The sequence below is a fragment of the Thioalkalivibrio sp. ALJ3 genome (genome assembly GCF_000377205.1).
Taxonomy (GTDB): Bacteria; Pseudomonadota; Gammaproteobacteria; order Ectothiorhodospirales; family Ectothiorhodospiraceae; genus Thioalkalivibrio.
The window spans coordinates 161,877-179,608 of record NZ_KB897905.1; the positions used below are offsets into that span (position 1 = coordinate 161,877).

Genomic DNA, 17,732 nt, shown 5'->3' on the forward strand with positions numbered 1-17,732 from the left:
CAGCCGGCCGGATCAATCGCTGGCCGAATCGTTTCCACCCTCGGTTTCGCCCTCCTGCTTCTGGCCTGCAGGTTTTGCGGAAGCCTGATCGTCCCCCTTCTGCGCGCCCCCCTTGCCGGGCTTTTTCCGATTCTTGCCGGCCCGCTGACGACGGACCTCTTTCGGGTCGGCAATCAACGGGCGGTAGATTTCGATGCGGTCCCTGGGGCGCAGCACCGTGTCGCGACGGGTGAGCTTGCCAAATATCCCGACCTTGGCATTGTCCAGATCGATCTCGGGAAACTGCGCGTCGATCTCCGATTGCCGCAGGGCGGCGTCTACGGTCGTCCCCTCGGGCACGACCAGTGGCAGGATCACCTGGCGGTCGGGGCGCGCATAGGCCACCTCGATGCGGATCGTGCCCTCCCCCGACTCGGGGCTGACCGCCTCCGTATCATCGGCCACCGTGGACCTCGCGCGCACGCCGTACGAAGGCGTCGACGAAAGAGTTGGCCAGCTGATGGAAGATCGGCCCGATCGCGAATGACATCAGGCGGCTGGCGAATTCGAACTCCAGCTCCAGCGAGATTCGCGTCTGGCCGTTTTCCAGGTCGGTAAAGCGCCAGGTGCCGTGCAGGCGGCGAAACGGCCCGTCGACCAGATGGATATCGATGCGCTCGGGGCGTTGCACACGATTGCGGGTGGTAAACGACTTGTGCAGGGCGCCCTTGGCCATCTCGATGGTGCCTTCCACCTCCTCGTCGTTGCGCATGCGCGCACGCGAACTCCGACAACCCGGCAGAAACTGGGAGTAGGAATCCACGTCATTGACGAGGTCGAACATCTGCTCGCGGGTGTACGGGACCTCCGCCGAGCGCCGAACTGTCGAGGACATCAAATAAGCTCCACCGCGCGCAGGAACACAAACAGGATGGCGATCGGGGCTACGAAGCGCACCAGGAAATACCAGATCTGGTACAGCCCCCCGAGTTTCATGCGCAGCTCGGACTGGACCGAGCGCTCGGTCATGCGCCAGCCCACGAATACCGCGATCAGAAACCCGCCCAGCGGGAGCAGGATGTTAGCAGTCACATAGTCCAGCAGGTCCAGGATCCCCATGTTGAACAGGGTGTAATCGGACCAGACGTTCAGCGACAGCAGTGCGCCGATCCCCAACAGCCAGGCGGCGATGCCGATGCTGGCGCTCGCGGCCACGCGCGTCATGCCGATGTTCTCCACCAGGTAGGCGACCGCCGGCTCGATAATGGAGATCGACGAGGTCCAGGCCGCGAAGACCAGCAACACAAAGAACATGGTCCCGAAATAGAGCCCACCCGGCATCTCCGCGAACGACAGCGGCAGCGTGACGAAGATCAGGCCCGGGCCCTGCTCGGGCGAAAGGCCCGCGCCCAGCACGATCGGAAAGATCGCCAGCCCAGCCATGATCGCCACTAGGGTATCGGCCCCCACCACGGTTGCCGACGTCCGCGCGATCGAGGCCTCGCTCTGCAGGTAGCTGCCATAGATCATGATCGCGCCCATGCCGAGGCTCAGCGTAAAGAACGCCTGCCCCATCGCCAGCAGCACCGCGTTGGCCGTCAGCGCCGAGAAGTCCGGGTACAGCAGGAACTCCAGCCCCGCGATAAAGTGCCCTTCCACCATCGCGTAGCCGACCATCACCACCAGCATCACGAACAGCAGCGGCATCAGGATGGTCACGGCCTTCTCCAGACCGGACTGCACGCCGCGCGCGACCACCATCGCGGTCATCACCATGAAGATCGTATGCCAGGCCAGCAGGGCCTCGGGATTAGAGAGCAGGCCATCGAACATGGCCTCCGAGCCATCCGCATCCAGCCCCATGAAACCGCCCGTGCCGGACTTGAACACATAGGACAGCGACCAGCCGGCCACCACGCTGTAGAACGACAGGATCAGGAACCCGGCGAGCACACCGATCCAGCCGATCATGCCCCAGCCTCGGCTCAGCCCCTCCTCGCGCGCCAGCGTCACCATCGTGTTGATCGGGCTCTGGCGGCCGCGCCGGCCCAGCAGGATCTCGGCCATCATCACCGGCAGCCCGATCAGCAGGATGCAGCCGAGGTAGACCAGCACGAAGGCCCCGCCCCCGTTGTCGCCCGCGATATAGGGAAAACGCCAGATATTGCCGAGTCCGACAGCCGACCCGGTGGCCGCGAGGATAAAGGCCAGGCGGGTCGTCCACTGACCGTGGATGGAAGTCGTGGCAGGCATCAGCGGCTCCTTGTTGGTTGTACCCGTTCCTGCATACGGCGCAGCCATATCGATTCGCGAACAACGGCGCGTGGCGGCACAAGCGGGGCTTCGAGTCGCCCGGAATTGTGGGGCACGCTTACCGTGGGCTCAACTGTGCGCGGCAAACGCTGACCCGTGACGCGAACGCGAACCTGTACGTTATGCGTGTTCCCCTCGGCTTTCGTCCCGCGCGTGCAGTACACTGCGCGGGCCATGGGAAAGCCAAAAAAGAAAAAGGATGCCGGTTCCAACACCATCGCGCTGAACCGCAAGGCGCGCCACGATTTCTTTATCGAGGACCGTCTGGAAGCGGGGCTGGAACTGCAGGGCTGGGAGGTCAAGTCCATGCGGGCCGGGCGCGCCCAGCTCAGCGAGGCGTACGTGCTGCTGCGCAAGGGCGAGGCGTTCCTGTTCGGGGCTCACATCACCCCGCTACCCACCGCCTCCACCCATATCAACCCGGACCCGAGTCGCACGCGCAAGCTGCTGCTGCACCGCTCGGAGATCAACCGCCTGATCGGCGCGGTGGAACGCAAGGGCTATACCCTGGTCCCCATGGCCCTGTACTGGAAGCATGGCCGCGCCAAGCTGGAGATCGGCCTGGCCAAGGGCAAGAAGGATTTCGACAAGCGCGCCGCCAAGAAGGACAAGGACTGGCAGCGCGAGCGTGCGCGCATCCTCAAGAGCGGCTGAGGGAGAAACCGAGGCGCGGCATCACTCGGTCGGATGGGGCCGGCCCTTCCTCCACCAGTGGCGAGTCAGCCAGCCCAGTTTCGTCACCGCCAGCACCCCCGCTGTCAGCGCCTTGACGGGCCGCAGCAAGCGCAGCCCGCGCAGCTGGTCCACCGCGAACCCCAGCAGAAACGCCCTGGGAATCATCTCCGGTGACCCCAGACGCTGCAGCGCGTGCCACCAACCGGTGGCACGCACATCGTCGCGCAGTTCGTCGACCTCGCCATGCAGCCGCAGGCGCAGTTCGCGAGCACGGCCCCGCAGGCCCAGCCAAGTGCCAGCCATGGCTACTCGGTATCCCGGCTCTCGGGCCGTGCAACCAGATTCCGCACCAGGGCACGCGTCTCCGGGTAGGTCATGCCGTGCAGCAGCCGGCCAATGCCACGCGCAACCAGCCACGCCAGCACACCGGTCAGCGCCGCCACGATCACCAGCGACAATGCCGGCGACACCCCCGCATAGGCCTGCAGCAGCATCACCACGGCCGCGACCAGCGCCAGCCACACCGTGACCACCAGTAGCCCCAGCACCACCGCAAACACGATGACCCCCACCGCATTGCGCACCAGTTGCCGGGTCTCGGTCCCCAGCAACTCGCGCGAATCCCCCAGGATACGGCCGAGGTCCTGCATTACGTCCCCGGGGTCGGCGGTATCGGAATCCGGTCGCTCGCGCGCCGGCCCGTCGTCCTGCGCCGCCATGGCCTACTTGCGGCGGGTCAATGCCGAGAACAGGGTCCCGGCCACAAAGGCCAAGCCGATCGCGGTCAGCGGGTTGTCGCGTACGTAGTTGCCGACCACGCGCAAGACGTCCTCGGAACTCTGACGCGCCTTCTCCGCCCGTTCGCGAACCTCTTCATCCGCGTGCGAAAGGCCCTCGCGGATGCGTTCCTCGGCCGTACCGGCATGTTCCGCCACGCGGTCCACGGCCTCATGGGCCTGGGCCGCCACGCGTTCAGTGGTGGAGGCGTCAAGCTCCGCTTCATCCTGCTTCTTCGCACTGCTGCTTTTCGTCGTTGCCATTACACGTACTCCCTATCGCGGGTCTGGTTCATCTTCCGACCCCTCCCCCGCGGAATTGGTTGCAGGGTCGTCGAAACCACTCAACCCCGTCAGAATTTCCGGGTCTTCCTCAATCACCTCCGAGGTATCCACCAGGGCCGTACTCCACTTGACCCTGAAGTGCTTCCAGAGGCTGGCCACAAACGCCGACAACGGCACAGCCAGGATCATGCCGATAATGCCGCCCAGCGCCGTCCCCCAGAAGAAGATCGAGATCACGACAATCGCCGGATGCAGCCCGGAGCGATCCGCCATGATCTTCGGCGTCAGCAGCCAGCTCTCGATCAGTTGCACCACGGCAAACACCACGAGCACCAGCGCAACCAGGGTCAATCCACCGCCCTCAGGCTGGAGATAGGCCACCGGAAGAGCCAGCGTCAAGCCGACGATCGTCCCCAGATAGGGCACGATATTGAGAAACCCCAGCATCAACCCGAACAGGATCGCCGCCTGCAGGCCGATCAGCGAGAACCCGGCGGCCAGCAGAACCCCCATGATCAGGGCAATCACCACCTGCCCCTGGAAGAACGCCGTCACGTAACCGACAAACAGGCGGCCCAGGAACATCAGCTCACGCTGGGTCTGGGGCCGAAAGACCGACAGGACCTCGCGCCCGCCCTCCTTCAGGCGTTCCCCCGACAGCAGCGCAAAGAACAGATACAAGGGCACAAAGGCCAGCCCGACAACCACCGTCACGTAGTGCATCAACTGCGAGCCCACACCTTCCAGGTTCGGCATGATGCTCTGGAGATCCAGGTCCTCCAGCATCGAGGCCACGCGCTCGGTCGCGTTAGGGAAATTGCGCGAGAATGACTCGTAGGCATTCTCCGCCAGTTCCGGGGCACCCTTGATGAACTCCTGAACCTGATGGCTCGCTGTGGGCACCACCAGTACCGCGACGACCACCAGCGCAATCAACACCACACCGAACAGCGAACTCACCGCCCCCATCCGCGAGAATCCCGCAATCCGCTGCAGCCAGCGCACCACCGGGTAGAGGATCAGGCTCAGCACCCCGGCCACCGACAGCGGCAGCAACAAGGCGTAGAAAAACGACACCACCTGCGCCAGCAACCAGACCAGCAGAGCCACCAGTCCGGTCAACGCCATAAACGCAGCCAACACGGCGACATAGCGAAACAGGGTCCGCTCGAAGGCGCTGAACTCGATGCTCGACTTGGGCTGGTCTTCCACGAGGAACTCGCCTTAGGGAAACACTGAGGGGTTAGATTGACCCTAACGACCCGGGCATCGTCTGCCACGGCGCACACCGCTATTTCAGGCACTGGATCACAAAAACTTCCCGCATCGCCGTACCTGCCCTTCGCAGCCGGCGAACCAACGCCATCGCAAACCACGGAAGCCGAATTCCCACCGCCGCATTGAAGCGCCATGCCGAACGGGGTCCGCACCGGGCGATCCGCGCGCGGCGTCGTTATAATGCGCGGCTTTCGCCCATTCCGACCCGAGCGCGCCCGCGATCATGGACAAGAGCTTCGACCCGAAAAGCATCGAGCAGACCCAGTACGAACGCTGGGAGGCCGCGAACATCTTCGCGCCGCCGGAATCGGGCGAGGCCAGCTACTGCATCCTGCTGCCGCCGCCGAACGTGACTGGCACCCTGCACATGGGGCATGCGTTCCAACACACCCTGATGGACACCCTGATCCGCTATCGGCGCATGCACGGCGAACGCACCCTGTGGCAGGGCGGCACCGACCACGCCGGGATCGCCACCCAGATGGTGGTCGAGCGCCAGCTCGCCGCCGACGGCAAGGGCCGCCACGACCTTGGGCGTGAGAAGTTCCTCGACGCCGTCTGGGACTGGAAAGCCGAGTCCGGAGGCACCATCACCCGCCAGATGCGCCGACTGGGCGATTCCATGGACTGGTCGCGCGAGCGCTTCACCATGGACGAGAACCTGTCCGCGGCGGTGCGCGAGGTCTTTGTGCGCCTGCATGAGGAGGGCCTGATCTACCGCGGCAAGCGCCTGGTCAACTGGGACCCGGTGCTGCACACCGCGCTGTCCGACCTTGAGGTGCTGTCGGAGGAGGAAAGCGGCCACCTGTGGCACTTCCGCTACCCGCTGGCCGACGGCTCCGGGCACCTGACCGTTGCGACCACCCGCCCGGAAACCATGCTGGGCGATACCGCCGTGGCGGTGCACCCGGAGGACGAGCGCTACCGGCACCTGATCGGCCAGACGATCAAGCTGCCACTGGTCGGGCGCGAGATCCCGATCATCGCCGATGACTACGTCGAGGCCGAGTTCGGCTCCGGCTGCGTGAAGATCACCCCGGCGCACGACTTCAACGACTACGCGATGGGCCAGCGTCACGACCTGCCGGTGATCAACATCCTGACCATCGACGCCTGCCTGAACGACAACGTACCCGAGGCCTATCGCGGCCTGGACCGCTACCAGGCGCGGCAGAAGGTCGTCGACGACCTGGACGCACTGGGGCTGCTGGAGAAGATCGACGATCACAAGCTGATGGTCCCGCGCGGCGACCGCTCCGGCACCGTGGTCGAGCCCTACCTGACCGACCAGTGGTACGTGAAGGCCGGCCCGCTGGCCGAGCCGGCGATCAAGGCGGTGGAGGACGGCCGCATCCGCTTCGTGCCGGAGAACTGGTCCAAGACCTACTTCGAGTGGATGCGCAACATCGAGGACTGGTGCATCTCGCGCCAGATCTGGTGGGGCCACCGCATCCCGGCCTGGTACGACAGCGATGGCCACGTCTTTGTGGGCCGTTCCGAGGACGAGGTGCGCGAGAAACACGGCCTGGGCACCGACGTGGCCCTGGAACAGGACGAGGATGTGCTGGACACCTGGTTCTCCTCCGCGCTGTGGCCGTTCTCCACCCTCGGCTGGCCGGAGCAGACGCCTGAGCTGCGCGACTTCTACCCGACCAGCGTGCTGGTCACCGGCTTCGACATCATCTTCTTCTGGGTCGCCCGCATGATCATGATGGGCGAGCACTTCATGGGCGACGTGCCCTTCCGCGAGGTCTACGTCACCGGCCTGATCCGCGACTCGGAAGGCCAGAAGATGTCCAAGTCCAAGGGCAACGTGATCGACCCGATTGACCTGATCGACGGCATCAGCGCCGACGACCTGGTGGCCAAACGCACCCAGGGCCTGATGCAGCCGCAGATGGCCGCGAAGATCGAGAAGACCACGCGCAAGGCCTTCCCCGACGGCTTTCCCGCGTTCGGCACCGATGCCCTGCGCTTTACCCTGGCGGCGCTGGCCACCACCGGGCGCGACATCAAGTTCGACCTCGGCCGTATCGAGGGCTACCGCAACTTCTGCAACAAGCTGTGGAACGCCTCGCGCTTCGTGCTGATGAACGTCGAGGGGCAGGACTGCTCGGCCGCCGCCGACACGGCGGAACACCGCACCCTGGCCGATCGCTGGATCCTCGACCGCCTGGCCGCCACCGCCGCGACCGCCACGCAGCAGCTTGATGCCTACCGCTTCGACCTCGCCGCGCAGACGCTGTACGAGTTCACCTGGCACGACTACTGCGACTGGTACCTGGAGCTGACCAAGCCGGTACTGAACGACGACGCCACACCGGATGCGGTCAAGCGCGCCACGCGAAATACGCTGGTCACCGTGCTCGAGGCCCTGCTGCGCCTGCTGCACCCGGTGATGCCGTTCATCACCGAGGCGATCTGGACCAGTGTGAAGCCGCACGCCGGGATCGGCGACGACGTCGAGTTCCTGGTGCAGTGCCGCTGGCCGGCGCAGGACGGCTTCCCGCGTGATGCCACCGCCACCGCCGAGCTCGACTGGGTCAAGGACTTCATCACCGGGCTGCGCCGCATCCGCGCGGAGATGGACATCGCCCCGGGCAAGCCGCTGCCGGTGCTGGTCAAGAACTGGAGCGAGGCCGACCAGGAGCGCTACACGCGCCACCGCGGCCTGCTGGAGTTTTTGGCGAAGCCCGAGAGCGTCACCTGGCTGGATGCGGCCGACGAGGCACCAGAGTCGGCGATGGCGCTGGTCGACGACATGCAGCTGCTGATCCCGCTGGCCGGGCTGATCGACAAGGATGCCGAGCTGGCACGCCTGGACAAGGAGATCGGCAAGCTCGACAAGAACCTCGAGCAAAGCGAGAAGCGCCTGTCCAACGAGAGCTTCGTCGACCGTGCCCCGGCCGAGGTGGTGCAGAAGGAACGCGACCGCGTCGCCGAGATGCAGGCCACCCGCGAACAGCTCGCCGACCAGCGCGAACGCATCCGCGCGATGTAGCGACGGCGACCGCTACTGCAGGGAATCAGCTGATCCGGTCGAGCATCCCCTGATGGCGGATCAGCCGGGCGAACAACCGCCCTGTGTGATACCAGTGCAGCATCCAGATTTCCCGCGCCAGCCGCAGTTGCGGTACCCGCGGCGAATGCTCGGCAGGGCAGGGACAGACCTCGAGCCCCACCCCGCGCGCAATGGCCACCGCCCGGGGCAGATGGAAGCGACTGGTCACGAGCACGCAGCTCGGCAGGCGGCCGCCAAGGCGCTGGGCCAGGAGATCGCGGGCGTTTTTCAGGTTCTCCAGGGTGTGGCGAGAGTCCTCTTCACAGAAGATACGAGAGGCCGGGATGCCGCGCCGGCGCAGAAAGGCGGCCCCCGCGGCCGACTCGCTGGGCCCTTCCGGTGAGGTATACCCGCCCAGCAGCAGAACGCGGGCCTCCGAGTCGCGGCGCAGCAGGCGCAGGGCCCGCAACAGGCGCAAGCGGTAACCCGGTCCAGGGCAACTCTCTTGTAACTGCTGCCCCAGGACGATGATCCAGGGCGCCCGCCCCGGACAATTCAGGCTCCGAACCCACAGATGCATGCGCGCCCACAGCGCGAGCCAGCTAAGCCCCGCCGTCAGCACAATGACCAGATTGGACAGCCCAAAGGTCAGCAGCCCGTCCGGCCCGACGCGCCGCAGCCCTACCCGACCGCCGATCACGACTTGCCCCCCATACTTGCCCCCTGGCGATTCGCTGGCGGTCGACTTGTCGCGTCCCATGAGAGCACCCACTCTGCCGGCCCGCCCTGCAAAACCGCTTATTCCCTGCATTTGGAGGGTACCACGCCCCTCTGGGGTTGCGTATCATCGGCCCCGGGCCGGGAGGTGCACGGCGCGCCCAGCACCTCCCAAAGGGAAACAATGAGAGTTTCCCCAGGGAAACACTTTCGGATTCCGCCGCTACTTAGGGGAGAGACGTGGCATCACAAACCGCAATGGAACAGGAAGTCGCCCGACTGATCGTCGACAGCCTGAATCTCGAAGAGGTCAGCCCCGAGGACATCGAGCCGGAGGCCCCCTTGTTCCGCGAGGGCCTTGGGCTGGACTCGATCGATGCCCTGGAACTGGCACTGGCCATCTCGCGTGCCTATGGCGTGCAGATCCGCTCCGATGACGAGAACAACCGCCAGATATTCGCATCCTTGCGGGCCCTGACCGCCCATATCGAGGCGCATCGATCCACGTCGTGAACGCTCGCCTCACCGCCGGGGTAGCACTGGGCTACCCGGTGGCCGTGATCGCAGGCAGCTTCCTGGACGTGCCGCAACTTCCACTGGCCTGGCTCGCGCTGATTGCCCTGGTCGTGGCGTGGCCAGCCCTGCCCATGATCGGGCGCGTGGCAATGGCACTGGCGCTGGGCGCCCTGGTGGTGCTCCTGGGCACCGAACCGGCCGGCAAAGGGCTGATCTACGCGATACCGGTACTGATTCAAGGGGCGCTGGCATGGCTGTTCGCCCGCTCGCTGCGTCCGGGCAAGACACCCCTGATTACGCAGTACGCCCTGGCGTTGGGGGCCACGGACAGCCAGGAAGTGCGGCGTTATACACAGCGGCTGACCGTCGCCTGGGCCCTGTTGTGCGGTGGGCTCGCCCTGCTGTCGGCGGTCCTCGCGATAGCGGTGTCCACCACCACCTGGGCCCTGTTCGCAAACGGGATCAATTATCTGTTCCTTGCGGCCCTGTTCGTGCTGGAATATCCGTTACGGCGCTGGTTTCTGCGCGATGAGCCCCGGGCGGGTTTGCTGCCCTATCTCACCGCATTGGCGCGCGCCGACCATCGTCGCATCCTGAGGCAATAATGAGGGACTCGAACACGCCAGCGCTGCTCGCCGATCATTCCACGCCACTCGCCTGGGTGGCAGGGCGCGGCGTATCGCGTGCCGCATTTCTGGCAGACGTTCGAGCCCTTGGCCAGCGCATCCCGGCCGGCGGGGCTCACTTCAACCTGTGCGAGAACCGCTATCGCTTCACGGTCGCGTTTGCCGCGATCCTGTTGCGCGGGGGCACCAACATCCTCCCGCCCAATCGAGCCCGCCAGACCCTGAGCGAAATTGCCGAGCGGCATCCCGGCGCCCATGCCCTGGTGGACGAGCCGGATCTTCCGATCCGCATGCCGGTCATCCCGGTGACCGAGGACGGGACACGGCCCGCCCGCGACTCGGCCATACCCGCGATCCCGGCGGACCAGCTGGCCATTCACGCCTACACCTCCGGCAGTACAGGTCACCCCACGGCCCACAGCCGCCGCTGGGACAGTCTCCACATCGTGACCCAACAGGCCCTGCAACGCTTTGGGCTGGACGCCGATGGCGGAACGCTGGTGGGTACCGTACCTGCGCAACACATGTACGGCCTGGAATCCACGGTGCTGTATGCCCTGCTCGGCCCCTGCACACTGCTGGCCGACCGTCCGTTCTTCCCGGACGACATCCGCCGGGCCCTTGTCGACCACGCGCCGGCGAATCTGGTCACCACCCCGTTCCATCTGGATGCCTGCCTGCGCGCGGGCCTGGCCTGGCCCAGGGCGGCGCGCGTACTCAGCGCCACCGCCCCGCTGGAGCGTGAACGGGCACAGTCCGCGGAAACGCTGTTCGGCACAACCGTCCGCGAGATCTACGGCTGCACCGAGGCCGGCGCGATCGCCAGCCGCGAGACTGCACGGGAATCCCTCTGGACAGTCTATGACGGCATCCGGCTAACCACGCTGGACAGCGATCAGGTCGCAGTACAGGGACCTCAGCACCCGATGCCGGTACCTTTGCCCGACCGCATCGAGCTGGAGGATGCCCAGCACTTTCGCATGTGCGGACGCCTGGCGGACCAGCTCAATATTGCCGGCAAACGCGCTTCCCTCACCGAACTCAACCGTCGCCTGAATGCCATCCCCGGCGTACGGGATGGCGTGTTCATTCCGCCCGATCCGGAGCGGACAGGCGGAACCGCACGCCTGGCTGCGATCGTCGTGGCGCCCGAACGCTCCGAGGCCGAGATCCTGACCGCACTCGCGGAAACCACGGACCCGTTGTTTCTCCCGCGTCCCCTGATCCGCGTGGACACCCTCCCTCGCAGCGCGACGGGCAAGGTGCCGCGCCAGGTCCTGCTGGATCTGCTGGACCAGCACAGCCAGTGCGCCTGAACCATGACATCGATCACCGCCACCCGCCGCATCCCGGATAGCCACCCGTCACTGCCCGGACACTTCCCGGATCAGCCCGTCGTGCCCGGGGTGGTCATCCTCGACACGGTGGATGCGGTCGCGCGCGAAAGCGGTCTGGGCTCGGTGGCCGCCCTGCCGCGAGTGAAGTTCCTGGCGCCGCTCCTGCCGGGCGTCGAGTTCCGTGTGGAGATCGACTCACCCGGGACCAGCGGCCTGTGTGCGTTCCGCGTCGTCCGCGACGGCCCGGAGACCCCCGAAGTCCTGTGTAGCGGACAGCTAAGGCTGCGCGACGGCGGTCAATCGGCATGAGCCGCGGGTGGTTCAGCCAGGGGGAGCGAGGATCCCCCCTGGCCCTGCGCATCATCCTGTGGGTCGCCTTGCATCTCGGCCGGCCGGCCGGACGTGTGCTGCTGTATCCGATTACCGCCTATTTCCTGCTGTTCGCTCCCAGGTCCCGGGGTTACAGCCGGGATTATCTGCGCCGGGTGCTCGGGCGCGAACCGCGCCTGCGCGAAATCGCCCGTCACTTCCACAGCTTCGCGTCGGTGATCCTGGACCGCGTCTTCCTGCTGGCCGGCAAGGATGACTGCCTGGACCTGCATGTCTACGACCGCGAGATCTTTCTGGAACATGTCGAAAGCGGCCGCGGTGCCCTGCTGCTGGGGGCCCACCTTGGCAGTTTCGAGGCCTTGCGGGTGCTGGCGGTCGGCAAACACGACTTTCCGGTTCGGGTCCTGATGTACCGCGACCACAACCAGCGCATCACCCAGCTGCTGGAGGCGCTCAACCCCCAGGTCGCCGCATCGGTCATTCCCCTGGGCGAGATGGAAACCCTGCTGCACGCGCGCGACTGCCTGGAGCAAGGAGGAATTGTGGCCACCCTGGCCGATCGCGTGGCCGAGAGCGACAAGATGATCGAGTGCCGGTTTCTCGGGGGCCGGGCCTGGTTTCCCCAGGGTCCCCTTCTTCTGGCAGCCGTGCTGAAAGTCCCGGTTATCCTGTGCTTTGGGCTCTATCGCGGCGGCAATCGCTACGATATCGTCTTCGAACGCTTCGCCGATTCCATCGAGGCGCCCCGCGGCCAACGCGAGGCCGCACTGGCCGAATGGGTCCAGCGCTACGCCGATCGCCTCGAGGCACGTGTGCGCGAAGCCCCGTACAACTGGTTCAACTTCTATGACTTCTGGAATGACTCGTCCCGCTAAGCCTTGCTTCCGGCACCTGCTCGGCGTCCGTGCACTGGTCCTGGCGGTGCTCCTCCTGGCCTGCCCGCTGTTCGCAAAGGCGGAGACCTCTGGCGACACGCTGGACCAGATCCTGAAGGCACTGGCCGACGATCCACCCTCGCACATCGACTTCCGCGAGACCCGCGAAGACCCCCTGCTCGAATTTCCCGAGACCCGTACCGGTACGCTCGTGTTCGAACCACCGGACACCCTGGAGCGCCGGATGGATGGCGACGGCGGCGAACGCGTGCGTATCGAAGGGCGCCAGGTGATCGTGGAACGTCGAGGTTCCAGCCGCGAGGTGGACCTGGACGAACAGCCAGGCCTGGCCGCCTTCGCCGCGCTGTTTCGCTCCCTGGCCAAGGGGGAGCGCGAGGGGCTGGAAGAACACTTCGAGGTCGCGACAGAGGGCACCCTGGCCGCCTGGACGCTGGAGCTTACCCCGCGTGACCGGGCCCTTCGTCGCATGATCCTGGGACTCGAGCTCCAGGGCGAGGACGGCGCACTCCTGCGCCTGGATACCGAAGAATCCGGAGGGCGCCGCAGCCGTATGCAACTCGATCCCCAGGGCGGCGACTGATCAGTGCCGCGCCGTTTCGCCCTCTCACCGGGACCGGCATTCTGGCTGATCGGACTGTTGATCGCGGCGGGGATCCTGCTGTGGCGCGGCGAACTGGTGACCGACCTGCAGGGTTTTACCCCGGAACCGGTCACCGAGAGCGGAGTCGCCCTGGATCCCGGGGGCGGTCCTGCCGGACGAATCCTGCTGATTGGCATCGAGGGCGGCGATAGTGACACACGCGCGGATGCCAGCGACCACCTGGTGCGAGTGCTGCGCGACGACCCCACAGTCGCAGAGATCCGCAACGGACGCCTCGACCCGGACGATCCCGCCCTGGATTTCCTGCTCGAGCACCGCTATCTCCTGAGCCCCGAGGTCACCCCGGAGCGCTTCTCCGTCGAGACCCTGCGCGCGCAACTGGAGGAACGCCGGGAGGACCTGGGAAGTGCCGCTCCGCTGATGCCCCGGGAGCTGATCGGCCGGGACCCCACGGGCGAATCGCTGGTGGTACTGGAGCAGCTCGGCCAGGCCGGAGGCGCGGGGCAGCGCGACCGCCACGGCGTCTGGGTTGACCCGGATCGTGACCGCGCCCTGCTGGTTCTGCACAGTGCGGCGGACGGCATGGACCTGGATGGTCAGGAATCGCTCCTGAAGGCGCTGGACAGGGCCTTCGCCGAGTACGCGGACGATCTGGACCTGCTCGTCGCGGGTCCTGCGGTGATCGCAGTCGAGTCGCGCGGGCGCATCCGGGGCGAGATCACGGTTTTCAGCCTGGCCGCGAGCCTGGCCCTGGCCACGCTCCTGCTGGTCGTGTTCCGCCACCCCCACCCGGTCTGGCTCGCGGCCGTTCCGCTGGCCACCGGTATCCTGGCCGGTGCGGCAGTGGTGACGCTGGTGTTCGGTCATCTGCACGGGATCGCGCTGGCATTCGGGATCACTGTGCTGGGCATCGCGCTCGACTACCCGTTGCACCTGTTCGCGCACGGCCGACAGCCGCCGAGTGACGGGATGCACGGAGTCGCGCGCGAGCTGTGGCCGGCCATTGGTCTGGGCGCCGGGAGCACCGTACTGGTCTACGCACTGATGGCAATCACGGGCTTTTCCGGCATGGCCCAGCTCGGGCTGTTCGTGCTGACCGGGGTCGGCGTGGCGGCCATCACCACGCGCTGGGTGCTGCCCCGCCTGATGCCTAAGACACTCCAGCGCGATGGTGTGCCCCCGGCCCGACTGCGGGTACCGACCGCCCTGACGCAGCCGCCCCTGACGGTACGCTGGGTCCTGGCAGCCGCTGTTCTGGGGGCCCTGGTGGTCATCGCCAGCACCGACCCGTTCCCCTGGGAGGACAACTTGGGCGCGCTGCACCCGGTGCCGCAGGAGCACATCGACCGCGACCGCGAACTGCGCCATGCCCTGGGCCTTCCGGATATCCGCCATGCCCTGCTGATCACCGCTCCGGACCCCGAGCGAGCGCTGCAGACCGCCGAGGCGCTGAACCCGGGCCTTGAAGATCTGCGCGACCAGGGGACGCTGACGGACTACGACCATGCGGCCCAGTCCCTGCCGAGCCAGACCCTGCAGCGCACCCGCCAGGATGCCCTGCCCGCCGCGGACACCCTGCGCGAACGACTGGACACCGCGCTAGACGGGCTGGGCTTTCGCGCGGACGCCTTCGACCCCTTTCTGGAGGACGTAGCACGCACGCGCGAGCTGGAACCGCTGACCCCGGAGACGCTGCCGGAAGGGCCGCTGCGCCAGACGACAGGCACCCTGCTGATGCCAGACGAGGAGCGCGGCGACTGGACGGCCTGGGTGCGCCTGAGCAGCGTGGAGGATGCGACGGAGGTGAGGCAGTGGCTGCAACGGGAACCGCTGGCGGACCTGCCCGACCTGACCGAGGTGAGCGTGCAGCATATCGATTTTCTGCGTGCCTCGGAGGATCTGGTCATCGGGTTCCGCGATCAGGCGCTGGAACGACTGGCGCTCGGCGTGGTGGCCGTGGCACTGCTGCTGCTACTGGTCACCCGTGCACCCGGGCGCAGCCTGCGCATCCTGACAGCAGTGGGCAGCGGGCTGATCCTGACCGTGGCCGCATTGATTCTGCTCGGGATCCCCTTGTCCCTTTTCCACCTGATTGCGCTGCTGCTGATTGTGGGGCTCTGCCTGGACTATGCGGTGTTCTTCAGTCGTCCCCTGAAAGACAAGCAGGCGAGGCAACTTACCGCTGCCTCGGTCAGCATTTGCGCGCTGTCCACTTTGGCCGTGTTTGGTCTGCTGGCCATGTCCAGCCTGCCGGTACTGCGCGCCATGGGCCTCACCGTAGTGCTGGGCGTGGTATTTTCCTTTCTCGCAGCCGCGCTTCTGGCGCAGCCCCCCCGGTCACGCCGTACAGTAGTCACCAACCCCTGACCCCACCGCCAGAAGTCCCGCCAATCGCAGCCCGCCGAATGAACCCACTGGTAATCTCCGCCCACACCCTGACCTCCGCCACCGGAACCGGCCGCCAGGCCAATGCCGATGCACTGCGCAAAGGGAACAGCGGGCTGCGCGCCTGCGACCTGGAATCCGTGCGTCTGGACACCCACATCGGGCGCGTGGCAGGCGTCGAAGGCATCGCGCTGAAGGATCGGCTCGCCCCGTTCCAGTGCCGCAACCACCAACTGGCCGAACTGGGGCTGCGTCAGGACGGCTTTATCCAGGCAGTCGAGGCCGCCCGGGCGCGCTACGGTGCCGGACGCATCGCAATCCTCATGGGCACCAGCACCTCGGGCATCGCGGCGACGGAGCAGGCCTACCACCGCCGCGACCCGGCTACCGGGGAGCTGCCGCCGGACTACGACTATCAGCACACGCAGAACATGTTCTCGCTGGCCGATTTCGTCGCCACTCGGCTCGAACTGCGGGGGCCGGCAATGGTGACCTCCACGGCCTGTTCGTCCAGCGCCAAGGTCTTCGCTGATGCGGAACGCTTTATTGCGGCGGGGCTTTGCGACGCCGCCGTGGTCGGCGGGGTCGACAGCCTCTGCGGGATGACCCTGCATGGATTCAATGCGCTGCAGCTCGTCGCACCGGGCCCCTGTCGGCCGCTACACGCCGAGCGCGCAGGGATTTCCATCGGCGAGGCCGCCGGTTTCTTCCTGCTGGAGAAGGCCGACAGCGGCGCGGCGGGCCCCAGACTGATCGGCTACGGCGAATCCAGCGATGCTCACCACATGTCCGCGCCGCATCCGGAAGGGCTCGGCGCGGCACGGGCCATGGAGCAGGCCCTCCAGCGTGCCCGACTGCCCGCGGAGGGGATCGACTACGTACTCATGCATGCCACCGCGACCCCGGCCAACGATCGCTCCGAGGCGCGCGCCCTGGTACACCTGTTCGGCGCGGACAGTCGCGCCACCGGCACCAAGGGCCTGACCGGCCACACCCTCGGCGCGGCCGGCGCGGTCGGGGTCGCTCAGGCGCTGGCAAGCCTGGAGCGGGGCTTCGTACCCGCCACGGCGGGACTGGACCAGCCAGACCCGGAACTGCAACTGGACGCCCGCATGACCGCCGAGGAGCGCGACATCCGCCATGTACTCGTAAACGCATTCGGCTTTGGTGGCAACAACTGCAGCCTGCTGCTGGAGGCCGCATGAAGGTCGACATTGCGGCCGTGGGCCTTCTGGGCCCCGGATTCGACGATTTCGCTTCGGCACGCCCCGTTCTCGCCGGGCACGAGGCCTATGTACGGGCACCCGCGAAGATCCCTCCGACCAGCCTGCTGCCGGCCAATGAACGCCGCCGCACCACGGACACGATTCGGCTGGCGCTGAAGGTCGCGGAGGAGGCTACGGCCGATTGCGATCGCAGCCAGTTGCGCTCGGTGTTCGCCTCGTCCTCCGGGGACATGGACATCATCGACCGCATCTGCGATGCCCTGACGCAGCCGGAACCCATGGTCTCGCCGATGCAGTTCCACAACTCGGTACATAACGCGCCGGCCGGCAACTGGTCGATCGCGACGGGGAATCCGGCTCCGGCAACGGCCCTCTCCGGCTTCGATGCGACGCTGGTGGCGGGGCTGCTGGAGGCCGCCACACTACTGCAGGCTGACGGTGGCAAAGTCCTGCTGGCCGCCTACGATGTCGCCTCCATGGCCACGTTCCGGCGTGTACGGCCCATCACCGAGCCCTTTGCCGTCGGCCTGCTACTGGCCCCCGCGGGTGACGGGCGCCCCACGCTCGAAATGGCCCTGGGAGAAAGTGGCGATCCCACCCCCTGCCGCCAGGACGCGCTGGAGGCCCTGCGCGGCACCAACCCAGCCGCCCGTGCCCTGCCCCTGCTGGAGGTGCTCGCGCGCGGCGAAGGTGGCCATGTTACGCTTGCCGCGCCGCTGGGACGATCGCTGGAGATTCGCGTCACGCCTTGATCTCCGCATTCTTCCTTAACAACGGATCAGGACGATCCC

19 protein-coding genes are annotated in these 17,732 nt (G+C 66.6%); 11 read left to right on the forward strand and 8 right to left on the reverse strand.

What is annotated here, in order from left to right:
• Positions 1 to 12 precede the first annotated feature (12 nt).
• Genes C935_RS0100760 through C935_RS0100770 form a run of 3 tightly spaced genes read right to left on the reverse strand, consistent with a single transcriptional unit; the run spans position 13 to position 2,232 of the window.
• Entirely contained in the window at positions 13 to 444 is a 432-nt protein-coding gene (locus tag C935_RS0100760) for an RnfH family protein (protein ID WP_018860610.1), read from the reverse strand.
• The gene (locus C935_RS0100765) at positions 434 to 874 is read right to left on the reverse strand and encodes a type II toxin-antitoxin system RatA family toxin (protein WP_018860611.1); all 441 of its coding nucleotides are present in this window, start codon (positions 872 to 874) and stop codon (positions 434 to 436) included. The genes C935_RS0100760 and C935_RS0100765 overlap by 11 nt, the downstream gene beginning before the upstream one ends.
• Positions 874 to 2,232: a sodium-dependent transporter gene (locus tag C935_RS0100770; protein WP_018860612.1), complete on the reverse strand. Its 1,359-nt coding sequence runs from the start codon at positions 2,230 to 2,232 to the stop codon at positions 874 to 876. Before C935_RS0100770 ends, C935_RS0100765 begins: the two co-directional genes overlap by 1 nt.
• A gap of 234 nt (positions 2,233 to 2,466) precedes the next feature.
• Between C935_RS0100770 and smpB the strand changes: the two genes are divergently transcribed.
• The gene (smpB, locus tag C935_RS0100775) at positions 2,467 to 2,946 is read left to right on the forward strand and encodes an SsrA-binding protein SmpB (RefSeq protein WP_018138063.1); all 480 of its coding nucleotides are present in this window, start codon (positions 2,467 to 2,469) and stop codon (positions 2,944 to 2,946) included.
• 21 nt (positions 2,947 to 2,967) lie between these two features.
• Here the strand turns inward: smpB and C935_RS0100780 are convergent, their stop codons facing one another.
• From C935_RS0100780 to C935_RS0100795, 4 genes are read right to left on the reverse strand one after another with little or no spacing between them, the layout of a single operon-like run.
• Positions 2,968 to 3,270, reverse strand: a complete 303-nt coding sequence (locus tag C935_RS0100780) for a hypothetical protein (RefSeq protein WP_018860613.1) — start codon at positions 3,268 to 3,270, stop codon at positions 2,968 to 2,970.
• A 2-nt stretch (positions 3,271 to 3,272) separates the two neighbouring features.
• A complete protein-coding gene (locus tag C935_RS0100785; RefSeq protein WP_018860614.1) occupies positions 3,273 to 3,686 on the reverse strand; it encodes a phage holin family protein in 414 nt (137 codons plus the stop codon).
• Between the two features lie 3 nt (positions 3,687 to 3,689).
• Positions 3,690 to 4,007 carry a YqjD family protein gene (locus tag C935_RS0100790; protein WP_018860615.1) on the reverse strand — a complete coding sequence of 106 codons (318 nt, stop codon included), beginning with the start codon at positions 4,005 to 4,007 and terminating at the stop codon, positions 3,690 to 3,692.
• Positions 4,008 to 4,019: 12 nt separating this feature from the next.
• Positions 4,020 to 5,240 (reverse strand): AI-2E family transporter, encoded by a 1,221-nt coding sequence (locus C935_RS0100795; protein WP_018860616.1) that lies wholly within the window; start codon positions 5,238 to 5,240, stop codon positions 4,020 to 4,022.
• A 289-nt stretch (positions 5,241 to 5,529) separates the two neighbouring features.
• Between C935_RS0100795 and C935_RS0100800 the strand changes: the two genes are divergently transcribed.
• Complete coding sequence (locus C935_RS0100800) at positions 5,530 to 8,307, forward strand: valine--tRNA ligase (protein ID WP_018860617.1); 2,778 nt, start codon at positions 5,530 to 5,532, stop codon at positions 8,305 to 8,307.
• Positions 8,308 to 8,332: 25 nt separating this feature from the next.
• Here C935_RS0100800 and C935_RS0100805 read toward each other — a convergent pair whose 3' ends face one another.
• The gene (locus C935_RS0100805) at positions 8,333 to 9,007 is read right to left on the reverse strand and encodes a YdcF family protein (RefSeq protein ID WP_026278566.1); all 675 of its coding nucleotides are present in this window, start codon (positions 9,005 to 9,007) and stop codon (positions 8,333 to 8,335) included.
• 257 nt (positions 9,008 to 9,264) lie between these two features.
• On the opposite strand from C935_RS0100805, the gene C935_RS0100810 reads away from it, so the two are divergent.
• Genes C935_RS0100810 through C935_RS0100850 form a run of 9 tightly spaced genes read left to right on the forward strand, consistent with a single transcriptional unit; the run spans position 9,265 to position 17,693 of the window.
• A complete protein-coding gene (locus tag C935_RS0100810; protein ID WP_231367679.1) occupies positions 9,265 to 9,537 on the forward strand; it encodes a phosphopantetheine-binding protein in 273 nt (90 codons plus the stop codon).
• Positions 9,534 to 10,145, forward strand: a complete 612-nt coding sequence (locus C935_RS0100815; RefSeq protein ID WP_018860620.1) for a hypothetical protein — start codon at positions 9,534 to 9,536, stop codon at positions 10,143 to 10,145. Before C935_RS0100810 ends, C935_RS0100815 begins: the two co-directional genes overlap by 4 nt.
• A complete protein-coding gene (locus tag C935_RS0100820) occupies positions 10,145 to 11,482 on the forward strand; it encodes an AMP-binding protein (protein ID WP_018860621.1) in 1,338 nt (445 codons plus the stop codon). The genes C935_RS0100815 and C935_RS0100820 overlap by 1 nt, the downstream gene beginning before the upstream one ends.
• A 3-nt stretch (positions 11,483 to 11,485) precedes the next feature.
• Positions 11,486 to 11,812 carry a hypothetical protein gene (locus tag C935_RS0100825; RefSeq protein ID WP_018860622.1) on the forward strand — a complete coding sequence of 109 codons (327 nt, stop codon included), beginning with the start codon at positions 11,486 to 11,488 and terminating at the stop codon, positions 11,810 to 11,812.
• Complete coding sequence (locus tag C935_RS0100830) at positions 11,809 to 12,708, forward strand: lipid A biosynthesis acyltransferase (RefSeq protein ID WP_018860623.1); 900 nt, start codon at positions 11,809 to 11,811, stop codon at positions 12,706 to 12,708. Before C935_RS0100825 ends, C935_RS0100830 begins: the two co-directional genes overlap by 4 nt.
• Before the next feature lie 46 nt (positions 12,709 to 12,754).
• Entirely contained in the window at positions 12,755 to 13,309 is a 555-nt protein-coding gene (locus C935_RS0100835) for a LolA-related protein (RefSeq protein WP_018860624.1), read from the forward strand.
• Positions 13,310 to 13,312: 3 nt separating this feature from the next.
• Entirely contained in the window at positions 13,313 to 15,697 is a 2,385-nt protein-coding gene (locus C935_RS0100840; protein ID WP_018860625.1) for an MMPL family transporter, read from the forward strand.
• A gap of 38 nt (positions 15,698 to 15,735) precedes the next feature.
• Positions 15,736 to 16,920 (forward strand): beta-ketoacyl-[acyl-carrier-protein] synthase family protein, encoded by a 1,185-nt coding sequence (locus C935_RS0100845; protein WP_018860626.1) that lies wholly within the window; start codon positions 15,736 to 15,738, stop codon positions 16,918 to 16,920.
• The gene (locus C935_RS0100850) at positions 16,917 to 17,693 is read left to right on the forward strand and encodes a beta-ketoacyl synthase chain length factor (RefSeq protein WP_018860627.1); all 777 of its coding nucleotides are present in this window, start codon (positions 16,917 to 16,919) and stop codon (positions 17,691 to 17,693) included. The genes C935_RS0100845 and C935_RS0100850 overlap by 4 nt, the downstream gene beginning before the upstream one ends.
• Positions 17,694 to 17,732: the final 39 nt, after the last annotated feature.